General features: G+C 44.7%; 20 protein-coding genes. 5 read left to right on the forward strand and 15 right to left on the reverse strand.

Annotated elements, in window-relative coordinates; genetic code table 11:
* Positions 1-195: 195 nt before the first annotated feature.
* Positions 196-3828, forward strand: a complete 3633-nt coding sequence (locus C7B77_RS04385) for a WD40 domain-containing protein (RefSeq protein WP_106300691.1) — start codon at positions 196-198, stop codon at positions 3826-3828.
* A 140-nt stretch (positions 3829-3968) separates the two neighbouring features.
* Here the strand turns inward: C7B77_RS04385 and C7B77_RS04390 are convergent, their stop codons facing one another.
* Complete coding sequence (locus tag C7B77_RS04390) at positions 3969-4739, reverse strand: hypothetical protein (RefSeq protein ID WP_245894049.1); 771 nt, start codon at positions 4737-4739, stop codon at positions 3969-3971.
* Positions 4740-4761: 22 nt separating this feature from the next.
* On the opposite strand from C7B77_RS04390, the gene C7B77_RS04395 reads away from it, so the two are divergent.
* Positions 4762-5103: a tetratricopeptide repeat protein gene (locus tag C7B77_RS04395; protein WP_181243701.1), complete on the forward strand. Its 342-nt coding sequence runs from the start codon at positions 4762-4764 to the stop codon at positions 5101-5103.
* Positions 5104-5117: 14 nt separating this feature from the next.
* On the opposite strand, the gene C7B77_RS04400 is transcribed toward C7B77_RS04395, so the two are convergent.
* From C7B77_RS04400 to C7B77_RS31335, 5 genes are all read right to left on the reverse strand, one after another.
* A complete protein-coding gene (locus C7B77_RS04400) occupies positions 5118-5585 on the reverse strand; it encodes a hypothetical protein (RefSeq protein WP_106300697.1) in 468 nt (155 codons plus the stop codon).
* A 13-nt stretch (positions 5586-5598) separates the two neighbouring features.
* Positions 5599-6819, reverse strand: coding sequence for a HetZ-related protein 2 (locus C7B77_RS04405; RefSeq protein ID WP_245894050.1), 1221 nt, complete (start codon positions 6817-6819; stop codon positions 5599-5601).
* A 143-nt stretch (positions 6820-6962) separates the two neighbouring features.
* On the reverse strand, positions 6963-8051 hold the full coding sequence (locus tag C7B77_RS04410; protein ID WP_106300699.1) for a WG repeat-containing protein: 1089 nt from the start codon (positions 8049-8051) through the stop codon (positions 6963-6965).
* A gap of 19 nt (positions 8052-8070) precedes the next feature.
* Positions 8071-8304: a hypothetical protein gene (locus C7B77_RS04415; RefSeq protein WP_146138181.1), complete on the reverse strand. Its 234-nt coding sequence runs from the start codon at positions 8302-8304 to the stop codon at positions 8071-8073.
* A 159-nt stretch (positions 8305-8463) separates the two neighbouring features.
* Positions 8464-8586, reverse strand: a complete 123-nt coding sequence (locus tag C7B77_RS31335) for a hypothetical protein (RefSeq protein ID WP_281261334.1) — start codon at positions 8584-8586, stop codon at positions 8464-8466.
* A gap of 126 nt (positions 8587-8712) precedes the next feature.
* On the opposite strand from C7B77_RS31335, the gene C7B77_RS04420 reads away from it, so the two are divergent.
* Both C7B77_RS04420 and hslO read left to right on the forward strand, forming a co-directional pair.
* Complete coding sequence (locus tag C7B77_RS04420; RefSeq protein ID WP_106300703.1) at positions 8713-10161, forward strand: TldD/PmbA family protein; 1449 nt, start codon at positions 8713-8715, stop codon at positions 10159-10161.
* A 62-nt stretch (positions 10162-10223) separates the two neighbouring features.
* Positions 10224-11120, forward strand: coding sequence for an Hsp33 family molecular chaperone HslO (gene hslO / locus C7B77_RS04425; protein ID WP_106300705.1), 897 nt, complete (start codon positions 10224-10226; stop codon positions 11118-11120).
* Between the two features lie 115 nt (positions 11121-11235).
* Here hslO and C7B77_RS04430 read toward each other — a convergent pair whose 3' ends face one another.
* Positions 11236-12069 carry an SIMPL domain-containing protein gene (locus C7B77_RS04430; RefSeq protein WP_181243702.1) on the reverse strand — a complete coding sequence of 278 codons (834 nt, stop codon included), beginning with the start codon at positions 12067-12069 and terminating at the stop codon, positions 11236-11238.
* A gap of 356 nt (positions 12070-12425) precedes the next feature.
* Between C7B77_RS04430 and C7B77_RS04435 the strand changes: the two genes are divergently transcribed.
* Complete coding sequence (locus C7B77_RS04435) at positions 12426-13514, forward strand: response regulator (RefSeq protein ID WP_106300707.1); 1089 nt, start codon at positions 12426-12428, stop codon at positions 13512-13514.
* A gap of 146 nt (positions 13515-13660) precedes the next feature.
* Here C7B77_RS04435 and C7B77_RS04440 read toward each other — a convergent pair whose 3' ends face one another.
* From C7B77_RS04440 to C7B77_RS04475, 8 genes are all read right to left on the reverse strand, one after another.
* Entirely contained in the window at positions 13661-14581 is a 921-nt protein-coding gene (locus C7B77_RS04440) for an alpha/beta fold hydrolase (protein WP_106300727.1), read from the reverse strand.
* A gap of 129 nt (positions 14582-14710) precedes the next feature.
* Positions 14711-16126, reverse strand: a complete 1416-nt coding sequence (locus tag C7B77_RS04445; RefSeq protein ID WP_106300709.1) for a helix-hairpin-helix domain-containing protein — start codon at positions 16124-16126, stop codon at positions 14711-14713.
* The gene (locus C7B77_RS04450) at positions 16119-16898 is read right to left on the reverse strand and encodes an LAGLIDADG family homing endonuclease (RefSeq protein ID WP_106300711.1); all 780 of its coding nucleotides are present in this window, start codon (positions 16896-16898) and stop codon (positions 16119-16121) included. The genes C7B77_RS04445 and C7B77_RS04450 overlap by 8 nt, the downstream gene beginning before the upstream one ends.
* Positions 16898-19555 (reverse strand): DNA polymerase III subunit alpha, encoded by a 2658-nt coding sequence (locus C7B77_RS04455; RefSeq protein WP_106300713.1) that lies wholly within the window; start codon positions 19553-19555, stop codon positions 16898-16900. Before C7B77_RS04455 ends, C7B77_RS04450 begins: the two co-directional genes overlap by 1 nt.
* A 377-nt stretch (positions 19556-19932) precedes the next feature.
* Positions 19933-20841, reverse strand: a complete 909-nt coding sequence (locus C7B77_RS04460; protein WP_181243703.1) for a serine/threonine protein kinase — start codon at positions 20839-20841, stop codon at positions 19933-19935.
* Positions 20838-21686, reverse strand: coding sequence for a hypothetical protein (locus C7B77_RS04465; protein WP_106300717.1), 849 nt, complete (start codon positions 21684-21686; stop codon positions 20838-20840). The genes C7B77_RS04460 and C7B77_RS04465 overlap by 4 nt, the downstream gene beginning before the upstream one ends.
* Before the next feature lie 30 nt (positions 21687-21716).
* On the reverse strand, positions 21717-22295 hold the full coding sequence (locus C7B77_RS04470; protein WP_106300719.1) for a poly(ADP-ribose) polymerase family protein: 579 nt from the start codon (positions 22293-22295) through the stop codon (positions 21717-21719).
* A gap of 176 nt (positions 22296-22471) precedes the next feature.
* Positions 22472-23284 (reverse strand): TPM domain-containing protein, encoded by an 813-nt coding sequence (locus C7B77_RS04475; protein WP_106300721.1) that lies wholly within the window; start codon positions 23282-23284, stop codon positions 22472-22474.
* Positions 23285-23483: the final 199 nt, after the last annotated feature.

Consider the following 23483-nt stretch of genomic DNA (forward strand, 5'->3'; position numbering starts at 1 on the left):
AGTTAAGCCGAGTTAATTTTTTTGTTAAGCATTAGGTTATCTATTGCTTAACTGAAAAAAAACCTGCTAAGATTTATTCGCCGATCGTTGTAAAAACTTAGTTTCGCACTCAGGTACCCGAAAAGAGCTGAAACCGCCAACTTTGCCGAACAATTTGGTGACAAACGCCAGTCCATTTTCCTTAAGCTCACACCTATGACCGCCACCAAAAAAACTCGCCGTCGAGGAGTCGTCCTCTCGCCGATCGGTCAACGCAAATTAGAAAGTGCCAGACAACAACTTGCTCGAACTATCAATGGTGGCGATCGGCTGACCTTAGAAGATCTCAGCGAACATACGCAAATTGCGACAAGTACCGTGGCACGGGTGTTGGCGGCAGAAGTGGGCGTGGATAAACTCACGTTAGAACATGTATTCGGAGCCTTAACCCTACATTTAGAACCAGAAGACTATCAAAAACCGGGAGCAAACGAACACTCACCAACGCAGCCGATTCAGCCGATCGCCTCTGGTGAGAGCGCAGCTATCGAGCCTCAAGTAACGCCACCACTAGAACTATCGACTCCGCCAGTAACAACATTAGTGGATTGGGGTGAGGCGATCGATGTGTCCACATTCTACGGACGAGATACAGAACTAGCAGCCCTATCAACCTTAATTCAAGAAGATCGCTGTCGTCTGATTGCCTTGCTGGGCATGGGTGGCATGGGTAAAACCGCGCTATCGGTCAAGTTAGCACAGCAACTACTCCCCGCCCAACCTGCGTTTGAATTCATTGTCTGGCGCACGCTCCGCAATGCACCCAGCCTCGAAACCCTGTTGACAGATATTGTGGGAGTCTTGTCCGATCGTCAGGAAATGACAGCAGCACTGACAGTTACCGCCCTATTGTCGCGCCTGCTCCATTACCTGCACCAACATCGCTGTCTGTTAATTTTGGACAATGGCGAAACCCTATTGCAGGGCGGACAAGCTACGGGGCGATGTCGATCGGGTTATGAAGCTTATGACGAAATGTTTGCCCAGCTCGGCGAAATTCCCCATCAAAGTTGCGTCGTCCTCACCAGTCGGGAAAAACCAGAATCGATCGCCAATATCGAAGGGTTTACTTTGCCTGTCCGAGCTTTCCAGCTATCGGGATTGCCTGCAACGGATAGCGATCGATTATTCGATGCAATCGGCTTAACGCCTTCGGCTGAAGGTCGGTCTAAATTACTCGAAGTGTATAGCGGCAATCCTTTGGCTCTAAAAATTGCTGGCACTTCGATCCGGGAATTATTTGCTGGCAATGTAGATGAGTTTTTAGGCGAGAAAACGACCATCTTTAATGGCATTCGGCGGCTGCTCGATACCCAGTTCGAGCGATCGATCCCATTAGAACGAGCAGTGATGTATTGGCTGGCGATCGATCGTGAGTGGACGACAATTACCGAACTCCATGCCGATATCGTCCCCCAGGTGCCCAAAGCCAGAATCATGGAAGCCCTGGAATCTCTCCACCGCCGCTCGTTAATCGAACGACAAGATCGAGGCTATACCCAGCAGCCTGTAGTGATGGAATATGTTACCGATCGATTGACAACAACTATTGTCGAAGAATTAACAACTTATAATTTCGATCTATTTCCGCAGTTTGCCTTGCTGAAAACTACAGTCAAAGACTATATTCGCCAAACCCAGTCGCGGCTGATTTTGGGAGCGATTTGCGAAGGATTTGGCTCGACATCCACTCCGATTAGCCCCGATCGAATCGAGAAAATTCTCGCCATCTTGCGCCAGTCACCAGAGTTACACACCAGTTATGCCGCCGGAAATTTACTCAATCTTTGTCAACAAGCCGCGATCGATCTGACCGATGCTGACTTTTCGCGCCTCACCATCCGTCATGCTTATCTCGTCCAATCTCGCCTGCAACATGTCAACTTCGATCGTACCCACTGGATTTCTCCGGCCTTTATCCAAGTATTTAGTAATATCATCTCCATGGACTTCAGGTTCGATGGCCAGTGGTTAGCCACAGGAGATGCAACTGGTTATATCTCGCTCTGGCAGCCAGATAGCGGCGAGCTGGCGCATACATGGCACGAACATAACACATGGGTGCGGACGTTACGTTTTAGTCCAGATGGTACTCGACTGGCGAGTGGTTCGTTAGATTGCTCGGTAAAGATTTGGGAGCTAGCGCAGCAGAAATGCTTACACACGCTCGCCACACACGATAAAGGTATTATCTCTCTCGATTGGAGTCAGGATGGCCGAATACTCATCTGTGCGGATGTCGATCGGGTCAAACTGTGGGATCCGGCTACTGGGAAAGAACTCGGTGAATGGCAAACGGGTGCAGAGAAAATGCACACCTACATTATTCGTCATCCTTACCAAGATCGGTTTGCCATTTGTTTAGACGATCGCATTCAGCTTTGGGATTTGGCGACGAGTACTTGCCTCATTACCCTGACAGGACATAACGAATTAGTGTACAGTGCTGCATGGCATCCCGATGGCGTGTGCTTGGCTACGGCATCTTGGGATCGCACGCTGAAAATCTGGAATACCGATACCGGAGCATGTCTGATGACCATCCAGGGCGATAACCAGATGTGGAAAGTCGATTGGTTGGTTGCTAATAGCCACTTAAATCGCACTCACCGCGATGCGCTAATGAGTAGCAGCCCCGATGGTTTGCTACGGGTTTGGGATGTTGAGACGGGGAAATGTTTGCGGAGCATTACTGCTCACCGTACCAACGTTTGGTCGCTCGCGCTGCACCCCAGCCAGCCCATAATTGCTTCCGGTAGCGACGAACAAAATGTCAAATTTTGGCATACCGAAACCTGGGATTGTTTGCGCACCCTCAGCGGCTATGACAATACGATGCTGCGCTTGTCAATCAGCCCAGATCGGCAGATGTTAGCGGTGGGTTGTCTCGATCGAACCCTATATCTCTGGGATTTGCAGACATGTAAATTTACGGCTTTATCCGGTCACACCAATAGTATTTGGAATGTTGGCTGGCATCCCCAAGGTGCGTGGGTAGCAAGTCATGCTTACGATAACACCGTTCGGTTCTGGGATTGGCAGACGGGTCGGTGCCTGAAAATACTTCCTAATTGTTTTGGTACGATCGCTTGGCATCCGGATGGTATTCATTTAGCGATGGTAAGCTGGGCAGACAATCTATTGCGAATTTGGAATCTCGAAACTCAAGAGTGCATCCAAACGCTGCCAGGATTGCAACAGATGATCTATGTGCTCGCCTGGGATCGCGATGGTCACAAACTAGTAGGGGGCGGTTACGATCTGACAGTTCGAGTTTGGGATGTGCAAACGACAAAGATTTTGCATACCTTTACGGGGCACCAGCAGTTTATCTGTAGTGTTGCTTGGAGTCCAGATGGTACGCGAGTGGCGAGTGCATCGCAAGACCAAACCATTCGGATCTGGGATGTCGCAACCGGGGAATGTGTGCAGATTCTGAATGGAGATGCCTGGTTGTGGTCGGTAGCCTGGAGTGCGGATGGCCGACAATTTGCCAGCACCGATGCGCTCGGTCAAATTCAGTTGTGGAATCTTGAAACAGGCGAATGCCTCCAGAAGATACCAGCCCATCGCGGCTTCAGTTGCCAAGTGCTGTGGACTGAGGAGGACTCACAGCTTATCAGTTGCGGCAGTGACGGTCTGGTCAAGATTTGGGATGCCCAAACGGGAGCATGTCTGAAGATTTTAGAAGCACCGCGCCCCTATGAAGGAATGAATATTACTGGTGCAACTGGAATTTCTGAAGCACAAACAGCCTCTTTAATAATGCTAGGTGCGACAGTTGCTTGAGTCGATCGGCAGCGACAGGATCGAATTGGCAACCTCCTCCCGATCGATTAATAGCGATCGACATAATTGTTTGTGTCACCATGAAGTGTTTAAGTTTCGTTGGCTTAGATCGAATAATCTTTCTTGAGTCGGCATAGCTATTAATGCTGGCATATAAATTCATCGATCGCATCAACAATTCCCTGATACTGGGAGCGATCTTGGCTGGGGACGGAGAGTGAAATTTTCTTGCAGTCTTTCGGGATTAAATGAATCGTGTAAACCGATTTACGATCGATACTAAATGGTAATTTGCCAACTTGAGATCGATCGATTGTAGATAGTGGTAGCTTTGTTTGTCGATCGCCATATACTAAGTATTTCTTATCTAAAGTCACATCCCCACTGCCACGATCGAATCGGCAGCTCATCCGCAGCGGAATCGCCAAAGCACCAATAGCAACTGCCAGTCCACCGACTAAAAAATTGATGTACCAGAGCGAATTTGCCCACCGATCGTCTTGTTCGATCGAGATTTTAGTTTGCCGGGGATCTTTGATAAAAGCATTCAATCGATCGACGGTTTTATTAACTCTATCGGTTACAAAAGCACGATAAGGGGCTAATTCAATCGCGCCTTCAGTCGTTCTCAGTACTGCTCCCTTGCCACTAGTTTTAACCGTTGTTGCCGATTTTAACTTACCTGGAATTCGATCTCTTTCCGTACCTAAAATACCTACGACACTACGTTGGCACTCAATTTGACTGGATGGATCGCGTTCACATTCTAACGTAATTACCTTAGCAGTTAGAGCGATCGTTCCTAACCCCAACAATAGAAAAGGTGTGGCAAATAATAACCCCCATAAACATTGCCGATTTCGATCTGTTATGTGTAAAACTCGATCGGTCTTTTCTTTAATTTCCATCATAATTTCCCAGATATTTTCAGCGATGCAAATATTTGCGCGATCGGTAGTAAAACAACAACGCTGGGATGAAGCAATCGCGGTTTATCAACAACTCCTCACCACATATCCGCACGCGCAACATGTTGCCTATTGCGGCTGGGGACAGGTACTTGTCCAGCAAGGTAAATTAGCTGAAGCAATTACCATTTATAACAAAGTGATCGCCTTCCGTCCCCAAGATAGCGAAGCACATTACCTCCTCGGTATGGCGTTACAACAACAGCAAAAATTACCAGCAGCTAAGGCAGCTTTTCAGAAGGCTCTGCAATTCGATCCTCAACACCAAGCAGCTCGACAAAGCCTCAAACAGATCGATCGACAGTGATGCAATATCTAAGTTTAAACTAATAGCCGCATTCTCTCGATCGCTTTAAGAATAGACGAGCGATTTTTCCCGGATTTAATCCATTTTGGCAATCGCGAGTATAAACTTTGATTCGACCAGCCATAGTTTTCATCCGGTCTTCTTTCCCTGAGTTTTGCACTCACAAAGGCTTCAATTAAATCTAGATGTCTGAAATTATAAGCCCAGAGAGTATGACCGCAACAGGGGGTTTGCAGCCACAAGGGATATTGAAAATAGTAATCTACAGGCTCGCAATCCCAATTCCTATTCACCTGCGCTCCCGTCCAATCTTTAGTCGCACCACAAGCCGCACAAACAAATCGATGTGGTGCAAACAAATCCTGGCGATCTCGATCGCTAGCAAAAACAACCGCTCGCAAACTACATTTAGGACATTTTACTAAGATGTATTCGCTAAATGAATAAATATTGTCGCTAGTTTCTCTAAATCTATTTGGCATCTGCTGAAGATATTTAAGCGGTTCTCATTTTTTGAGCGATCGCATTGATGCGACTCCATTCACTGACGACTCGATCGGTTTTCAGATTGAGATTTTGAGAGATCGTTTGGACTGACAATCCAGATTTGAGGCCAATTAAAATTTGAAGCTGCTTGAAATCTAAACTCGCATCCAACTTTTCCCATTGGTTGGGTGTCAAGCCAAAATTATGTTCTTGCAGCGAAATTCTCAACCATTGCGATACTAATTCTGGCTGCGACTTCATGGCAAAAACTTTAATCGCATGGTAGTTAATTGTTTGCTTCAAGCGATAGATCTGTTTGATATTCATCTCTAAAGTTGTCGCGATCGATTCTGGGGGTTTGCCCTGAAGGTATAAATCCAACCAAATGCCCGCTTGCGCGCCAATTTTTTCGACTAAATGGGCGCGGAATTCGCCAATGACACGATCACGCAAAACTTGGGTTTCTGCTTCGGCTTGCTGCTGGAGATAATCATCTTGTGCTTGTAAATCGAATCGACTCAGACCAGCATCATCATCACAGATTACTTCATCGGAGACAAATTTCAGCCACTCGCCTTGAGGAATCTTAGTCATACCACCAGTTTGGGAGCGACGGAGATAGTTGACAAAGCGACAAGCAATTAACGGTTTACTTTGGACGGGACGCAGACAATATTCTTCAACGGTGGCAAACAGTAGCGCATCCCGTAGCCGAGCATTGCGCGTACATTCACCGATCCAGGCAAGCTGCTGTAAGATATAGCGATCGCGTTGCAACATTTCCTGAATCACTTCTTGCACGACATCGACGATCGTGCGCTGCCGCTCTTGGCTTTGAGCGAGCCAGGAGCGGATCTTTTCCCTCAGCACCACTAATCCACCCAAACGTTGCATCAGATGTTTGTAGGCGAGTGTTGGGGACAATCCCAAGTATCTCTGGCACAAAATTTGCAGGCGATACTCCATCCCCCGCTCGATAATTTGTAATTGTGGCGGCTCTAGAGTTTCCCAGCGTTCTCGATCTTCGCCCATAAGCCAGTTGAGAATACTCGATCTACTGGCTTCATCTTGCCGAGCGCAGTCGATGGCCAGCCGAGTCTGCCATTTCGTTTGAATTTGTAATACCAAGGGCAAGGCTTCGTTAACGTGTAGCGTTGGCTGTGCCAAATCGATTGTCTCGCTCGAAAGATCGATGTGCTGTGTCTGTGCTGGAATTAGTGTAGTAGTCACGAGCTGAGTCCCCTTTGCTTGTCTGTACCTAGTATCGGTTTAGACAACTCTCCACACCAGATCTGATAACTGGAGATAATTTTTGAGTTAATTTTTCACTTAAGCTGTTCTCGTAGGCGTTCTTGAATCGAGAAACCTACAATCTATCTACGGATATATCCATATTTGCCATCGATCTTTACTCTAGCCAAGCCTTGACTAAACGTACCAGCATCGTCAAATTTAGTGTCAGTCATCAATTTTCCTTGCTGGTTAATAAACCCCCAATTTGTGGCTGGGTAAAAGCCACCAGCATCTCTACCGCCGCCACCTATAGCCACTGGAGCCAGTCCTGACGAAAATGCGCCAGCAGCAACAAACTGCGAGAAAAAAACGACTTTCCCTTGGCGATCGATATACGTATGTTCGCAATAAGCTGCCGCCGAACAGGCACCACCACTAAGTTCTACCGCTGCCATGCCTTCTTGGAAATCTCCGGCTCGATAGATATCCAACTTTGGATTCTCGATCGTGAATTTGCCCAGCTTATTAATGTACCCACGGGTGCCATTATTGGGTAGCTCCGCTAAGGCCAATCCTTGGGAAAATTTGCCAGCCGTTATAAACTTGAATGGGATTACTAACCGCCCTCGTCGATCGATATATCCATATTTTTGCTGTTGGTATGCCGAGCCTTCGATCTCGATTCCCACTGGTGCTAGCCCTTCCGAAAAATCACCGATCGAGTCATATTTGAGCTTGAAGACCATTTGCCCCCGCCGATCGATATAACCCTTACCATCTAAGGCAATTACAGGTGCTAAACCACCTGAGAACTTACCAGCAGAGGTGAATTGGGGCGCAATGACGCTTTTGCCGTTTTTGTCGATATATCCAAACAGCGACGATTTACCATCTTGCTGGGATCTGGTTCTAACTGCGGCTAAACCTTCAGAAAAATTGCTAGCTTCAAAAAACTGTGCGGGAATTGTTAATTTACCAGTGCGATCTATATAGCCGTAGCTGCCGATCTCAACATTACCAGCGGAATCGGGAGCTTTGGTATCATCCCGAAATCCAACGGGTGCTAAACCTTCAGAAAAATCTCCAGCAGCATCGAATTTTGGTGCGATCGCGAATTCCATTTTGGCGATCGGTGGTGCGGCATCAACACCCCATGTAAATAATATTATTACCAATGCACTAAGTTTAACTATGCCTGGTAACTTTTGCGGTCTGATTATCAAATCCATAAAAAGCTTTGCTTATAAACTATTCAGCCGCTGCGCCCAAGAAGATCTTGCTGACTTTGCCATTCTGTTTGACTTTTGCTTTAGATAACCCGATCCGTAAATTGCCGATGCGTTCGTTCTTCATTAGGCTAAATTCATCTTTGGCAATAGCTAATCTACCAGATGGAGGAGCTGGATGTTCAGCTCGGACGAATCGAGATCCGATCGGTAGCAGTAGCGAGCAAATTAAAAGTATAACTGGTGTCAATTTCATAACTTTGAATATTCGGGGTTTAATAAACGATAGTAGTCGATCTAAATCTAAGTTTAAACTAATAGCCGCCTTCTCTCGATCGCTTTCAGAACAGAGCTTCTGCATTAAAAAAATTATGTAAAAAAGAATGATAAATAATATCGATCGGCTATTGGCAATTTAAAATCGACGCATCCTGTCGAAGGCTCTGGAACTGCCGTACTGACACCATTGTTGTAGATATTTGAGATTTGGCAGCCAGGGTGCGATCGAAACCGCCATCATCGTGGGAGATAATTCCACGAATTATTGAATCAGCTAGAGAGTGCCTCACTTAGTCTAAATAATCGGGCACAACAAAGCTCGATTTCCATAACCCCACTCAGATGGGTAAAATGAGAATACGTCCCATACTAGCAAGCTAGATCGATGAGTACTGCGACCATATCTCAACTTAGCGACTTACTTCAATCCATCGATCTTTCTGTCGAGTGGCTGGGACTGCGAAAAGTGCGAGAAGTATCCACTGGACGCTCCGCCCGCGACGGAATGCCCCAAAATAATAGTACGACCATCAGTGAAGGTGTGATGGTCGAAGTCCTAGTCGATGGACAGATCGGTTACGGCGCAACCAACATCCTCACCCCCGCAGGCGTTCGCGCTGCCGCGCAGGCAGCTTTCGATCGCGCCCGCACTGCCAGCAAATATCGGATTTATACCGTCACCACCGCCCAACGACCCAAAGTAGTCGGGCAATATGTCTCCCCTACCCTCCAACCCTTTAATACCCTCACTCCTGGCGAAATTAGCGAGCAACTGAGCAAGATTTGTCACACCCTTAAAGTCAGCGACAAAATCGTCCAAACTAGTGCCACGATTATTACCCGCCAAATCGAAAGCTGGTTCGTCAGCAGCAATGGCTCCGATGTCTATCAGAAATTCCTACTGATGACCACCGATTATGCCGCCACCGCTCAGGATGGAGCTATTATCCAACATCGCAGCGATCGCGGCGGATTGGCACGCTGTTATCAGGGGGGCATGGAATATTTTCTGACGCCCGATTTGTGGGCGCGGGTGCAACAAGTGGGCGAACAGGCGGTAGAACTCCTCACTGCGATGGAATGTCCTACCGAGACGACGACTTTAGTACTGGCACCGGATCAACTGCTATTACAAATCCATGAAAGCGTCGGACATCCTCTCGAATTAGACCGGATTTTGGGCGACGAGCGTAACTATGCGGGCGGAAGTTTCGTCCAGCCCTCGGATTTTGGCAATCTCGTTTACGGCTCGCCGTTGATGAATATTACCTTCGATCCGACTGTGGCGGGAGAATTTGCCAGCTATAGTTTCGACGATACGGGAGCTAGTGCGACGCGGGAATATATCATCCGCGACGGAATTTTGGAACGCGGGTTAGGTAGCTTGGAAAGTCAAGCCCGCTTGGATCTGCCTGGAGTTGCTTGCAGCCGCGCTTGTAGCTGGAATCGTCCGCCGATCGATCGCATGGCAAATATCAATCTCGAACCGGGAGAGCAAAGCTTTGACGAAATTATCGGCGGAATCGAGCGGGGCATCTATATGGAGTCCAATCGCTCTTGGTCGATCGACGATCGTCGCCACAAGTTCCAGTTTAGCTGTGAGTACGCCAAACTGATCGAAAATGGCAAATTGACCCAAACCGTCCGCAACCCCAACTACCGGGGCATTACACCCCAATTCTGGGGCAATCTCGATCGAGTTGGTAATGCCAATACCTGGGAAATGTACGGTTCTCCGTTCTGCGGCAAAGGCGAACCCAATCAAATCGTCTGGGTGGGGCACGGTGCCCCTGTCGCCGCCTTTACCAATATCGAAATCTTCGGTGGTGATTAACGACCTAGAATCTGGGGTGGCCAACCTCTAAAATAAATGAAGGTGAATATTTAAGGGAAGTTATGACCGATCGACTGATTCGAGCAACAGCAGCAGGTGGTGGAATTCGTGCCGTAGCGGCAATTACCACCGACCTCACCGAGACAGCCAGAGTGCGGCATCGACTCTCCGCCGTATCCACAGATGCTTTAGGACGGGCAATGAGCGCGGCATTATTGCTCACCTCCGGCATGAAAACCAAGTTTGCTCGTGTCAATCTCCGCATCAAAGGCAATGGCCCCATGGGCGGGCTGATGGTGGATGCTGGCGTCGATGGCACCGTTAGAGGCTATGTCAACAATCCGCAAGTCGAACTAACTCTCAACGCTGCTGGTAAACTAGATGTCGGTGGCGCGATCGGCAATGAAGGTTTTGTCTATGTGTTTCGCGATCTGGGTTACGGTCGTCCCTACTCTAGTACTGTCGAGTTAGTGTCTGGGGAAGTTGGCGACGATGTGGCTAACTATCTATTTAGCTCCGAGCAAACTCCATCCGCACTGGTATTAGGCGTCTCGATGAATGCCCACAGCGTCCAGTCTGCTGGCGGGATCTTGATTCAAGTATTGCCAAAAGCCGCACGCGATGAGTCTTTAGTGACGCTGTTAGAGTCGCGAGTTAGCAGTTTACAAGGTTTTACACCTTTATTACAATCGGGTAAAGATCTCCCAGAGATTCTAGAGGAACTACTCGGCGATTTGGATCTCAAGATTTTCCCCGACGAAAAGCCGCTCAAATTTGATTGTCCTTGTTCCGAACAACGGATGTTAGGCGCGCTCAAGTTGTTGGGAACAGACGAACTTAAGGATATGATTGCCACAGATAAGGGTGCTGAAGCTACTTGTGATTTTTGCGGGGAAGTTTATCACGTTGGTGAGGACAAACTGGAACAATTAGTTGGCGAACTGCAAGTTCAAAGTTAATTAGATTATATTTGCGATAAAGGGAGGGGCAATTCATGAATTGCCCCTCCCTTTTTTATCGACTATCAACTACCAACTACCAACTACCAACTACCAACTACCAACTACCAACTATCTAATAGCCAATATCTAACGTCACTGCTGCTTCTACTTGCTGCTCGCCACCGACGACGGGAGTAGTATAACTGTTATCAGCTACTTTCGATCGCATCGCTTCTTGCGCCAACGGAATGGGGGCGGGAGTTGATGCGCTGTTGATTTGAATGCCGATGACTTCTTTGCGCTTGAGATTGAGCGTATCGAGTACTGCGTCGGCTTGACGCTGGGCATCTTGCGTGGCTTGCTTGAGAGCTTGGAGTTGGGCATTAGATATTGCCTGTTCGCTGGCGACAAAATTTACGCCATCAATGCGCGTCGCACCATTTTTTACTGCTGCATCAAGGATCGCCCCGGCTCGATCGTTAGTTACTCGAAAACTGATACTATTGGTGGCCGAATAACCTGTAATTCTGGGACTAGTACCATTTTGGTAAACATAGGTAGGATTGAGATTAATTCCCGCAGTTTGGAGTTTTTCTACCTGTTGCGATTTGAGGTAATTTACCACCTGTGTCGAGCGTTTGGCGGCTTCTTGCTGTGCTGCTGTGGGTGTTTTGCCAGCAACTTCGATCGCTAGGCGAATTTGGCTTAGGGTAGTGGGAATACTAACGATACCTCTACCACTAGCTGTGAGCGTTCGGGCTGGCTTGCGCTCTTGAGTTATGCCAGGAGCAACCCCCATTAGCAATACCACACTAGCTGTCAATAATACTGATAAAGCTGGTTTAGCACTCGATATCCAGTTGCGACGATCTTGGTGCAAAGCCAGCCACTGTTGAATTCTAGTCATTCGGGGTAAATTATTCGATCGCGTAAAGTTAGTTTTGATGACTGTCTCGAAAGTCAACATGTTTCCGCGCCAGTTTGACGATAAATCGGGAGCGAGCGACTAGTCTGGGGCTAGTTCGTTGTCGTCTTGCCAATTCTGGGAATTGTCGATTCTGATGTTTGAATTTAGTTTCTGCTGGGCATATTAAGTATATGAGATAGCTTGAATATCTAAGTAAATTTACTCATAATTCCTGCTAGCATTCATTTGGCATTATCGATTGTTTGTTATTAAAAATTATCAATCGCCTTCGATCTCGATCGATAGTTTCAATGTAGATAAACAGCACGCTCTACTTGAGATCGTTCGCGGTCGCGATCGCTAAAATTAAACTGTGCTATATCGACAAGATTAGTTAAAATATATCAATACCAGTGATGACTAGAGTTGTTGAAGCATTAAAAGATATTATCAAACAAGAACTATCAGGTCAATTAATTATCAGAGATCCTCTCGATAATTCGAGTGCCTGGGAAGCTTACTTTGGTAATGGTAAGCTGCATTTTGCAACTAGTACGCTAGGGCAAAGAGAACGCTTAATATATTTGACTAGACACCATCATCCAGATTTTAAATTAAGCGATTTTGCCATCGGTCAATCCGATTACAAATTTATTACTCATCAGTGGCAATCGGGTAAATTGTCACTCCAACAAGTTCGTCAATTAGCATTTACTTGTACTCAAGAAGCCTTCGTGCATATTATGGCTCTTGGTACTGCCGAAATGGAATTCAACCTAGACGCACACTTAGACGTATTAATTTTATCAACTTCGGCGCAACAAGTAATTACCCCTGTCAAGCAACTAATTTGGCAGTGGCAAAAAATTCGCCCGCATATTACTTCGCCATTAGTGAGAGTATATCTCTCGAATATCGATAGTTTATATAAGTTGTTATGGCAGCAACTTCAAAGTACTAAAGCGATCGAGTCTTATCAATCAGCACTAACCCAAAATCTCTGTCTTTATAGTACGGCAAATCAACTCAATATTGACGTCCAAGAACTCAGTCACATGTTGCTACCATTAGTGCGCAATCGGAGCGCGCAGATTTCAGCATACGGACAAAAGCAAGATGAAGAACGTCCGGTAATTGCTTGTATCGATGATAGTCAAACCGTTCAAAATAGTGTCAAATTAACGCTAGAAGCTCAAGGTTATGAAGTAATTAGCTTACTCAAACCCGCTCAAGCAATGACGAAGCTAGTCCGTACTCATCCAATGCTAATTTTGCTGGATATTAGTATGCCAGATATTAATGGCTACGAACTCTGTCAACTCTTGCGGAAATCTCCTAGCTTAAAAAGCGTCCCAATTTTAATGCTCAGCAGTCGCGATGGTTTATTCGACAGGCTCAAAGCCAGAATGGTCGGTGCAGATGATTATATGACTAAACCATTTACACCGACCGAGCTGGTAAATTTGGTCAATAAATATGTATCTCAAGCTTTAGTCAATGCTTAAAATTAATTGATAATTGATACTTGATAAGTAAGTTGTTATGGTGGAGTTTAAATTTATACTATAACAATAGCGAACTAAACATATATTTTTTGTTAAATAATCGATCGATAGTCATTAATATCGATCGATTATTTAAGTTTGATTAGTTAGATCGAAACTTCGGAGCTAGGCTTTATACTTTCAGCTTGAAAGAAATTCAACAGTTCTCGATTGACAATTTGAGGGACTTCTTGTTGAATCCAGTGTCCGCACTGAGGAATTCTTTTGAGTCTAAATGGTGCAGAAATCAGTCGCTCCATACCGTCGGTAAGCTTATTACTCAAGAAATTATCTTCCTCCCCCCACAGCATCAGTGTCGGTACCGTCACCATTAAAGGCGAATTATTCCAGTTCTGAAGCCAATTTTGGGGCGAGAGCAGATTTTGATAATATTTGATTGCCGAAGCTAAAACACCTGGCTTTTCTAAAGCTTCCTGATAAATTTGATTATCTTCAGCGGTAAAAGCTCCCTTTCTGACAGCTTGTCCGCGAAAAACATTGAGGATAAAATCTTTAAGATTTTGTTGGATCAACCATTCTGGTAATCCGGGTACTTGGAAGGCAAACATGTACCAACTCCGCCGCAATTGATCGAGATTGCTGCCCATTTCCTGAAATAATCTTTGGGGATGGGGAGCGTTGAGAATTGCCAATCGGTTGAGTACTTGCGGGCATTTTTGGGCTAGATGCCATGCAATTGCCCCACCCCAGTCATGTCCCACCACATGCGCTTTAACGTACCCCAAAGACTCGATTAGCCCCTGAATATCGGTACTGAGGGTATCGAGATCGTAACCACCAGAAGGTTTATCCGAATAATTATAACCGCGCAGATCCGGAACGACGACTTTAAAATGTCGGGCTAGAGCCGGAATCTGATGTCGCCAGGAATACCAAAATTCTGGAAATCCGTGTAGTAAAACGACTAATTCGCCCTCACCTTGAGTGACGCAGTGTAAGCGAATATTGTTGGTTTGGATGAATTCATGCCGCCAACCCGAATCCAAGGAGGCTGTATAAGGTTTCATTAATGTCTCGCTATTGTGCGCTGCTTTATCAGTATAAACTAGCGGTTGGCGATCGTCTCTAGTATATTTCACTCGATGTGTAGAGGTAACCCTACACATTTAGCGCGCGCGAGTATTAACGATCGAATTCTAACTCTCTAGCGAGCTAATTTGTTTGACTTTGATGTCAAATCCGCGATCGTGCATTCTCTCTACCAGCTCGGTGGGATCTTGAACCCAAAATTGTTGGCCAAATTGGACTAGTCGATAACCGTTTTCACTCCGCACGATCGCGTAAACTGGTGTTTTTACTGCTGAAGTATCCCCTGAATACTCTTCGAGCATCGTCTTTAATGCTTGAGATCTAATCTCATCTGTGGCAACATTAACCGGGAGTTCGATTAGCACTAGATGCTGGGGTTCGAGTTCGATATCTGCTGGCTTATGGGCGAAGTTATAATCGATCTCGATCGCTTCATCGACAATCATCTGAAGTTCGTCATTATCTTTTTTGCGACTGACTTTACCAGCTAGAATCACCGAACTATTTGTGACTAATAGATCCTTGATTTTTTCGTAAGCCTCCGGGAAAGCTACTGCCTCTAATTTGCTACTAGCAATATCCGTTAATTTGAGGATTGCCATCGACTTATTATCTTTCTTCGTCTGGACTATTTTCACCTCAGTCAGCATCACTACCAGCTTAACATCTTTGCAAGGCTTCTCGATTTCGATAATTCGCTTGAAATCATGCTTTTGCATCTTAGCAATTTTCTCAGCATTTTTGAGTGGATGATCCGAGACATATACACCCAAAAGTTCTTGCTCGAACTGCAACCGTTCGGCAGAAGGAAAATCACTCACCAAAGGAGATTTGGGAACGGCATCGAAGCCGCCTACTTCTGGTGTCGATCCGCCCAACAAATCGAAGAGATTACCTTGTCCGATCGCTTTTTCTTTGGCCTTACTTTGCGACCACGGAATAATTACATCGAGATCGTTAATTAATTGTCGCCGATTGCGATCGAGATTATCAAATGTCCCGCATTGAATTAGCGATTCTAACGTCCGTTTATTTACTGCTTGCAAACTAACTCGCTGGCAAAGATCGGCAAGAGATTTAAACTCTCCACCCTCTTCCCGCGCCTTGAGAATATTCTCGATCGCCGCTTCACCAACGTTTTTAATTGCCGATAAACCAAATAGAATATTCAAACGATTGGGGCGTTCTGGATCGACAACCGGACGGAATTTTACATACGATCGATTGATATCTGGCGGCTCGACTTTGATATCCAAAGTTTGCTCGCAATTGTTTAGATATCTAGTTACTTTATCTTGATCGCCACTATTAGCAGTCAACAGTGCCGACATATATTCAGCCGGATAATTTGCTTTCAAGAATGCTGTTTGATAAGTAACGTAAGCGTATGCAGTAGAATGGCTTTTGTTAAAGCAATTAGAAGCCACAGAGCCATTCTCTAATAAAAAGTTATGAACTTTGCTCAATCCAATATCGTAAACATGTTGGACACCTAGAGATTTGCAACTAATAATTTTAACCACGATGGTAACTTCCTAGTATTTGTTCGATTTTTTCTTTCTTGCGTGCTAATCCTAGATTGGGATCTTCGTACATCAGATCGTAAAACTTTTGGATATTAGTTTTGCTATAAATACGCCAGTAGTAAACTACATTATGGCTGTGTGCTATAGTAACTCCCATATTCATAACTTGACATAACTCTTCAGCAAAGTTTTTAGAGCCAACAATACATAATAGTCCGCCGCTTCTACCTTTATTGGGATATGCACAACCATCTCCATCGAAGTACCCCAATACATAAGGATTCAGATATTCTGCTGTGGGAAATCGATAGGAGTCACTCGCCATTCGATCTGTAATAATTTGCCACTGATGAAGAGATCTTGCAAGCCTTTGAGAGGAGAAATTTATCCAAAAGTGTGGTTGGTGCGGAGAGCGATCTATTTCTCTGATTTCTCCTGAATATTCAATCGCTCTAGCAAAAAGTTCTACCAATTCTCGATCGACTGATTCTAACACAACATAATTCTTACTCGTGACACAACCATCAGCAGCCATCAACCCCAGCAAATAGGCTTTGATGCGAGTATCAATTTTATCAAAATAGCTTTCATTGAGAGTATATCTATTTCTACGCTTAGTATTGACTCCAAACTCAGCTAGGACTCTAGCAACAGATCTACCACTAACTCCTAGTATTTTAGGAATCGATCTGCACTCCTCACCACTTTGAAAAGCTACTAGGATTGCTTGTTTTTGTTGTGTATTTAGCTGAAGATATCCTGTAGCCATTATAGTAAGTTATCGAGTTGCAATAAATCTAAGTTACGATCGAATATCTCTTGAATTGGCAACATTTGTCGATCGACAGTCATGAATTTATGATCTGCCGTAGCGCGAATTATATTACCATCATCTAGTGAATACTCAAATACTTCCTGTTGACCTCGATCGTGCCATTGAACTATAGGCTGCTGAATTACATAGCCACTCTCATTCACGCTCAAAACCGTACAAGCAATTTTATCTGTGACAATTTTACCAATTGGTAGAGCACCATATTCAACCGTCATTACTTTTGTATCGTAACTCAAACAATATTCCGCGAACAAAACCATCTTATCGAATAAGGCATCGGCGATCGCATGAGCCACCCCTTTCTTCGCTGCACCATCGAGAAATTTCTCGCGCTGTTTATTCATTTCATCGGCTTTTTTCTTACCCATACACCGCCGCAAAATATCGGCTTCACCGAGGGTATATCCTGCTAAATCTTGAGCGATTTTCATGATCTGCTCTTGATATACGATTACCCCATATGTCTCCTCTAGAATTGACTCTAAAATCGGGTGTTCGTAGCTAATTTTTTCGCGTCCGTGTTTGCGATCGATAAAAATCGGAATCAGTCCAGCATCTAATGGCCCAGGACGATATAATGCGAGAATGGACGATAGATCTTCGATACTCGATGGTTTCAATCTGGCAACCACGTCTAGCATCCCTGAAGACTCTAATTGAAAGACGCCTTCTAAGTCGCCCGATTCGACTTGTTTATATGTTTTGTCAACATTAGGCGGACGTTTATTTAACGAACCTTTATTTAAGATCTTATAAGTACGTCGCTCCTCAAAAGTGATGTCATCCGGATCGATTTTATCGCCCTTAGTTTGCTCGATCGTATCGATCGCATTTTGAATGATTGTCAGATTTCGCAGTCCCAAAAAGTCCATTTTCAATAGACCCATCGAGTCGAGATCTTCCATATAATACTGGGTAATTACCGAGCCATCGTTATTCCGCTGTAACGGTACGATTTCATCCAAAGGTTGCGCCGAAATTACGACACCAGCCGCATGAACCCCAAAGGTTTTGTTCGTACCTTCGATTCGCATTGCCATATCCACCCACTGTCTAGCAGTGATTTTTTCGCCAGTTTCTGGATCGGCATATTCACCCGTTTCATATATCTGTTTAAACTCCGGTACTGGCGTTTTGTCCGAAATCATCACCGCCAATTTTGTCGGTTTCCCCCGCACTACCGGAATCATTTTCCCCAACTCATTTGCAGCACCATAGGGAATATTTAGCACCCGCGCCACATCCTTCAACACCGCTTTAGATGTCATCCGGTTGAACGTGATAATCTGTGCTACCCGCTCCTTGCCATATTTCTCAGTTACATAATCGATTACCTCAGCTCGACGTTCGATACAAAAGTCCGTATCGATATCAGGCATCGACTTGCGATCTGGGTTCAAAAACCGCTCGAATAGCAAGCAATGATGTACGGGGTCGATATTAGTAATCTTCATCGCATAAGCGACTAGAGAACCCGCTGCGGAGCCTCTACCGGGGCCGACCGGAATCGCTCGATCTCGTGCGAATTTGATATAATCCCACACAACTAGAAAATAGGTCGAAAATCCCATCCGCTCGATCATTTTCAACTCAAAATCGAGCCGTTCTTGATATTCTCGATCGATATCGCTATATCGTTGAACCTTCAAGCGTTCCTTCAATCCTTCTCGCGAAATTTCTTCGACATAAGTCGCCGGAGTATGTCCGACGGGAATTGGAAAATCGGGAATTTTGGGTTCGCCTAAAATATTATAAGGTTGAATTTTATCGGCAACTTCTAATGTATTCGCGATCGCTTCGGCAATTACTTCATCCGACAAATGATCGCGGAATAATAAAGCCATTTCTTCCGCCGATTTGAGATACTCATTCCCGCTATACCGCATCCGTTTATCTTCGCGAATCAGTTGCCCCGTCTGAATGCACAACAACGCATCGTGAGCCTCTACGTCATAACACGAAACAAAGTGCGAATCATTAGTCGCGATAATTTTAATATCTAATTCTCGCGCAATTTTAACGATCTCAACATTCACCACCCGATCCTCTTTCAAGCCGTGATCTTGGATTTCTAGGTAGTAATCTTCTCCAAATCTTTCTTTATACCATTTTGCAACTTTTCGCGCCGCATCCGGCCTTCCCATCATAATAGCTTGGGGAACTTCACCACCCAAACAACCGCTAGTAACAATCAAGCCTTCCTTATATTTCTCGATATATTCTTTATTAATACAAGGACGCGCAAAAATACCCCGACCCTGAAAACCTTCGAGGTGAGATACTGTCGTTAACTTAACTAAATTCCGATATCCCTGGGTATTCTTAGCTAGTACAACTTGGTGAAACTTCTGATAACGCTTCTGCTGGGTAAAGTCACCATTGATCACATACATTTCATTGCCAATAATTGGCTTGACATTGCGCGTGCGGCAGACTTTAATTAACTCGATCGCGCCATACATCACACCATGATCCGTCAGTGCGATCGCAGGCATCCCCAATTCTACCGCTCGATCGACCAAATTCGGCAACTGACTGGCTCCATCGAGCAGGCTGTAGTCACTGTGCATGTGCAAACCAACGAAAGTCATAGGTTAGATGGTAGAGGTTAGCGATTCGCGCTCGTCTGGTTCCCCGACGGTTTAGCGAATCAAGGCAAGGTGTAGGCTCGTTGTGGCAATGGGATATTTAAATCCTGCGAGCGGTTAAGCCAAGAGCAGGTGGGACTATTATAGTATGCTTTTTATAGTACTTTAGCACTATTTTAACCAATTCGCGTTGGCACGATCGTAAATCTTAGCCCAGAGATCGATCTCTAGGCTTGGAGCGAGATAAACATAGGATAGGCTAAGATAGAGATGTTGTCGGTTGAGGATTGGATAATTTAAATCCATTGTCGATTGTATTTAGAGGGGAACTATTAGAATGTAATGTTGAGTCAACTTTGCAGATAGAAAACTAGAATATGCTATGAATAAAGTTTATCGAGCGCGTCCAAAACTTCAGTAACATTATTGTAGCGATATCTTTGACTTTGTTCGTACATCTTATTCAAGATATCGGCAAATCGATCGCTGACTTGACAATGATCTCTCCATTTAATCTCTCCGGTTGATGGACATTCTGCTAATTCATTTAGCGAACATCCAACTAAACACTGAATCCCAATTGCTCCCACTGCAAAAATATCACTAGAAAGCTGCGGTTTCAGTGCTAACACCTCTGGTGCTTTGTATCGCTCGAAGAAGCCATGATTAATAAATCCATCACTTGGTTCTGGTGGCTTCATCTCAATGATGTTAGTAATATCTCCACAATATAAAAACCCTAATTTACCATCGACAGAGCGAAGAACTATATTGTTCAACCTCATGTATTTGTAAATAATGTCACGATCGTGAATCGACTGTAATGCAGATAAAATTGTTTTAATAAAGCTAACAGTTTCAAGCTCGGATAATCGAACATTAGCTAAAATTTCTGCCATGTTTCTACCTGCTACATATTCTTGCACTAGATAGAATTCGTCTCGATCCTGGAAGCGATCGTGAAAACGAGGAATGCAATCAACTTGGCTGCTTAAATGTGCTAATTTGTCCATCTCTCGGTCGAACAGAATACCAGCAGTCGTCGATCTTCCTCGACCGATATTCAACTTTAGATATTTTATTACTACTTGTTTGAGATCTGTAGAATCTCGATCGATAGCTAAATAAGTTTCATCCCAGCCAGTACTCTTACAAGCTAATATTTGTTTCTTAACACAATATCTATCTCGAATTATATCTCCAGATTTAAACAAAGATGTTTCTATTGGTTTTGACAAATATGCTTCTTCTGTTTGCGATCTTTTTGAAAATAAATTTTTGAACATCATAAGCATAGCTTTAGCGACTCAAGAGATCTCAGAGATTCTCCTAAGTCTTCCCGATCGATCTTCCATTTTTCTGGGAAATCATTCTTAGTATAAATTTCTAGAGACTGGTGAAAGCATTCGATCGATCTTTCCAAATTCTCCTTTCGATCGCCGTGAATCCGATTTTGATAAGCCAAGCCAAGATTGTGTTGCAGCATCGCCCAATATTCTGGGTAATCAGCTTTGGCGTAAATTTCTATGGCATGATAAAAACAATCGATCGGTTCGTACTGAATGCGCGGTGGTAATTCTTCTACCTGTAGTAATTCTGGTCGTTTCTCGATATTGCCATGTTCTGCATATAACCCTTCGATTTCCTCTTGCCAATCAGGATGAAACCAAATAACCTCTTCTCTCGGTACTTGTAATTTCAGACAGCTATCAAAGACAATTTGTGGGATATTCGGCATCTTAGCATCCACACAAATAGAAGCCCCAGGCTGTGGCGAATTCAAATATTCCACTAGCGTGACAGTTTCCTTGGATGGCAACGTCAGAAAAGTTAAGCGCATTTCATCTAAATCGTCATAGCCTTCAAAGATCGGTAAACCGAGATGAGCAACCAGAGACTCGATCGAAACACAAAGAAATGCTGCATCCCGATTTGCGGGAGATACTTCTTCAAATCTCACTAGTTTGTCAGATCTCGATATCTTGTTATTTGAGGGCGGATGATTAATGTTTTCTTGCTCCAAATCTTTCTTTCGATCGATAGCATGACGATCGAGATTTTCAATTATTTTTGTAGGTGGCGTATTGTTAAAGTAATTATCGATCGCGTCTCTAATTTTGTTATGGTCTATCATGTGACTAACCCGTGTCGATCTATATGGATTTTAAAAATCTTTTTCGGTCAATAAAATTGATTCAACGATCGAGCTTGTATCTCTAACTGCTACTTGAATGTGAGATTTGTTGTAGATTGCCGAGCCTGGATATATCTCTTCGCCTTCCTGGAAACAGGCACGCACAGCTATAACATTTATATCTATTGGCTTTAAAATATCTTCAATTAAAGTATCTAAAACCAACCTATCCAAAGCATGATATCCAATCGCTCTTTTATTTGGGGGAAGTCTAGAATTAGTTTGTTGCTGTAAATATTGGTGTGCCATGCTAAGATGGTTAGCCCAGTTAGGATCTTGACTATAATCTAGTAAATCCATAAACTCACCTCTGTTTATCTTAACAACAGATCTGATAACCGCAGGATCTCCTCCATGTTTTCCGCAGTATTCGCTAGCCCAGTCCCACGCGCGATAGGGTGCGTCTTGCCAGAAATAAACACCCTTGCCCAACCAATCGTACTTGTTACGACTAAGAATAAACCCTGTTTGCAATATTTGTTGCGCCGACTCTAGGTTGGTGCCATGATATCCCACTAATTTAATGGGGTTGAGGATAGAATCGGACATTTAGAGCGGGTAACTAATTATTTCATTGTAAATCGTTCGGCTGGCGATCGGAGGAATCGAACTACAATCGATCGCCTTTGTCATCGTAGCATGGCAACATTGCTATGACTTCAACAACAAAGGGTAGGGACAATTCATGAATTGCCCCTACCCTTTCGCTCGAAACTTGCTACGTACTACAACTCTTCAGATGGGTTTTGTTGACCGAGGACAGGAGTGAGATAAGCAACCAATACTCCGATCGCAAATCCAGAGCAATTGCGTACTAAGGGCACCCATTCCGATGTACGAGTAATCACGGGTGCAATGCCGAAGGCGATAAATAAAATCCCCCATAATGGTGAGAAAATTAACGCCCATTGCCAAGCAAAACCACCTTCAGGTTTGCGATATTGTCCGGCAAAGCCACAGATGACACCACCGATAACAGAAGTAACGAGAGTAAGCAACCACTGTTCTTTTGGCAATCCTGGCACCACATTACAACCGCCCTTGACCAAGCAAGTTTTAACTGCTGCTAAGGAGTCTGTAATGGCAGCGTCCTCGCCGTTTTCGCGAACATAGTACATATTGCCAAATCTGGTTTGTAGCTCGATCCAGAAGGTTCTAGGCATGAGTTTGTAGACATCATCGCCGACTCTAAAATTGAGAGTATTACCGCCGCGAGAATCAGAGACAACCAGGACGCTTTTCTCGTCGAGTCCCCAGTATTTACTCACCGCACGTCCGGGAGTGCGATCGTATTGTGTCAAGACGCGCAGCTTCCAACCAGTTTCGGCTTCAAAGGTGTCGATATCTTTGACTAGATTCTCCTCCTGAATGGCGGTGAAGGTTTTCGCTAAGTCAATGACGGGGGTTTGCTCTGTGGGCAAAAGTTCGGGATTGTCATAAGCTTGGGCGGATGGGGCGATCGACCATAGCGATATACTTAACACTATGGCAATTGCAGATCCGAGCAGGCGGCGGAAGATCGTGTTCGATGATGGCATTTTCTACTAAGCTCGTTGGCTCGATGCTAAGGCAAATCGGAGATCGGCATTCGTCAGTGCCGATGTTGCGACTGTCTCGATCGATATAAATTAATCTATTATTAATTTACTTTACAATACTTTACGAGAAAACGGGGCAATCTGTTGGGAGTTGGGAGTTGGGAGTTGCGGCTTTGCCGACGGTTTAGCAAGAAAAGAC

Source organism: Chamaesiphon polymorphus CCALA 037 (genome assembly GCF_003003845.1).
Lineage (GTDB): Bacteria > Cyanobacteriota > Cyanobacteriia > Cyanobacteriales > Chamaesiphonaceae > Chamaesiphon > Chamaesiphon polymorphus.

Bases quoted from the DNA above. Each gene is read 5' to 3' on its own strand.
- C7B77_RS04385 (WP_106300691.1), top strand. From the start codon at position 196: ATGACCGCCACCAAAAAAACTCGCCGTCGAGGAGTCGTCCTCTCGCCG.
- C7B77_RS04390 (WP_245894049.1), bottom strand. From the start codon at position 4,739: ATGATGGAAATTAAAGAAAAGACCGATCGAGTTTTACACATAACAGAT.
- C7B77_RS04395 (WP_181243701.1), top strand. From the start codon at position 4,762: ATGCAAATATTTGCGCGATCGGTAGTAAAACAACAACGCTGGGATGAA.
- C7B77_RS04400 (WP_106300697.1), bottom strand. From the start codon at position 5,585: ATGCCAAATAGATTTAGAGAAACTAGCGACAATATTTATTCATTTAGC.
- C7B77_RS04410 (WP_106300699.1), bottom strand. From the start codon at position 8,051: ATGGATTTGATAATCAGACCGCAAAAGTTACCAGGCATAGTTAAACTT.
- C7B77_RS04415 (WP_146138181.1), bottom strand. From the start codon at position 8,304: ATGAAATTGACACCAGTTATACTTTTAATTTGCTCGCTACTGCTACCG.
- C7B77_RS04420 (WP_106300703.1), top strand. From the start codon at position 8,713: ATGAGTACTGCGACCATATCTCAACTTAGCGACTTACTTCAATCCATC.
- hslO (WP_106300705.1), top strand. From the start codon at position 10,224: ATGACCGATCGACTGATTCGAGCAACAGCAGCAGGTGGTGGAATTCGT.
- C7B77_RS04430 (WP_181243702.1), bottom strand. From the start codon at position 12,069: ATGTTGACTTTCGAGACAGTCATCAAAACTAACTTTACGCGATCGAAT.
- C7B77_RS04435 (WP_106300707.1), top strand. From the start codon at position 12,426: ATGACTAGAGTTGTTGAAGCATTAAAAGATATTATCAAACAAGAACTA.
- C7B77_RS04440 (WP_106300727.1), bottom strand. From the start codon at position 14,581: ATGAAACCTTATACAGCCTCCTTGGATTCGGGTTGGCGGCATGAATTC.
- C7B77_RS04450 (WP_106300711.1), bottom strand. From the start codon at position 16,898: ATGGCTACAGGATATCTTCAGCTAAATACACAACAAAAACAAGCAATC.
- C7B77_RS04455 (WP_106300713.1), bottom strand. From the start codon at position 19,555: ATGACTTTCGTTGGTTTGCACATGCACAGTGACTACAGCCTGCTCGAT.
- C7B77_RS04460 (WP_181243703.1), bottom strand. From the start codon at position 20,841: ATGATGTTCAAAAATTTATTTTCAAAAAGATCGCAAACAGAAGAAGCA.
- C7B77_RS04465 (WP_106300717.1), bottom strand. From the start codon at position 21,686: ATGATAGACCATAACAAAATTAGAGACGCGATCGATAATTACTTTAAC.
- C7B77_RS04470 (WP_106300719.1), bottom strand. From the start codon at position 22,295: ATGTCCGATTCTATCCTCAACCCCATTAAATTAGTGGGATATCATGGC.
- C7B77_RS04475 (WP_106300721.1), bottom strand. From the start codon at position 23,284: ATGCCATCATCGAACACGATCTTCCGCCGCCTGCTCGGATCTGCAATT.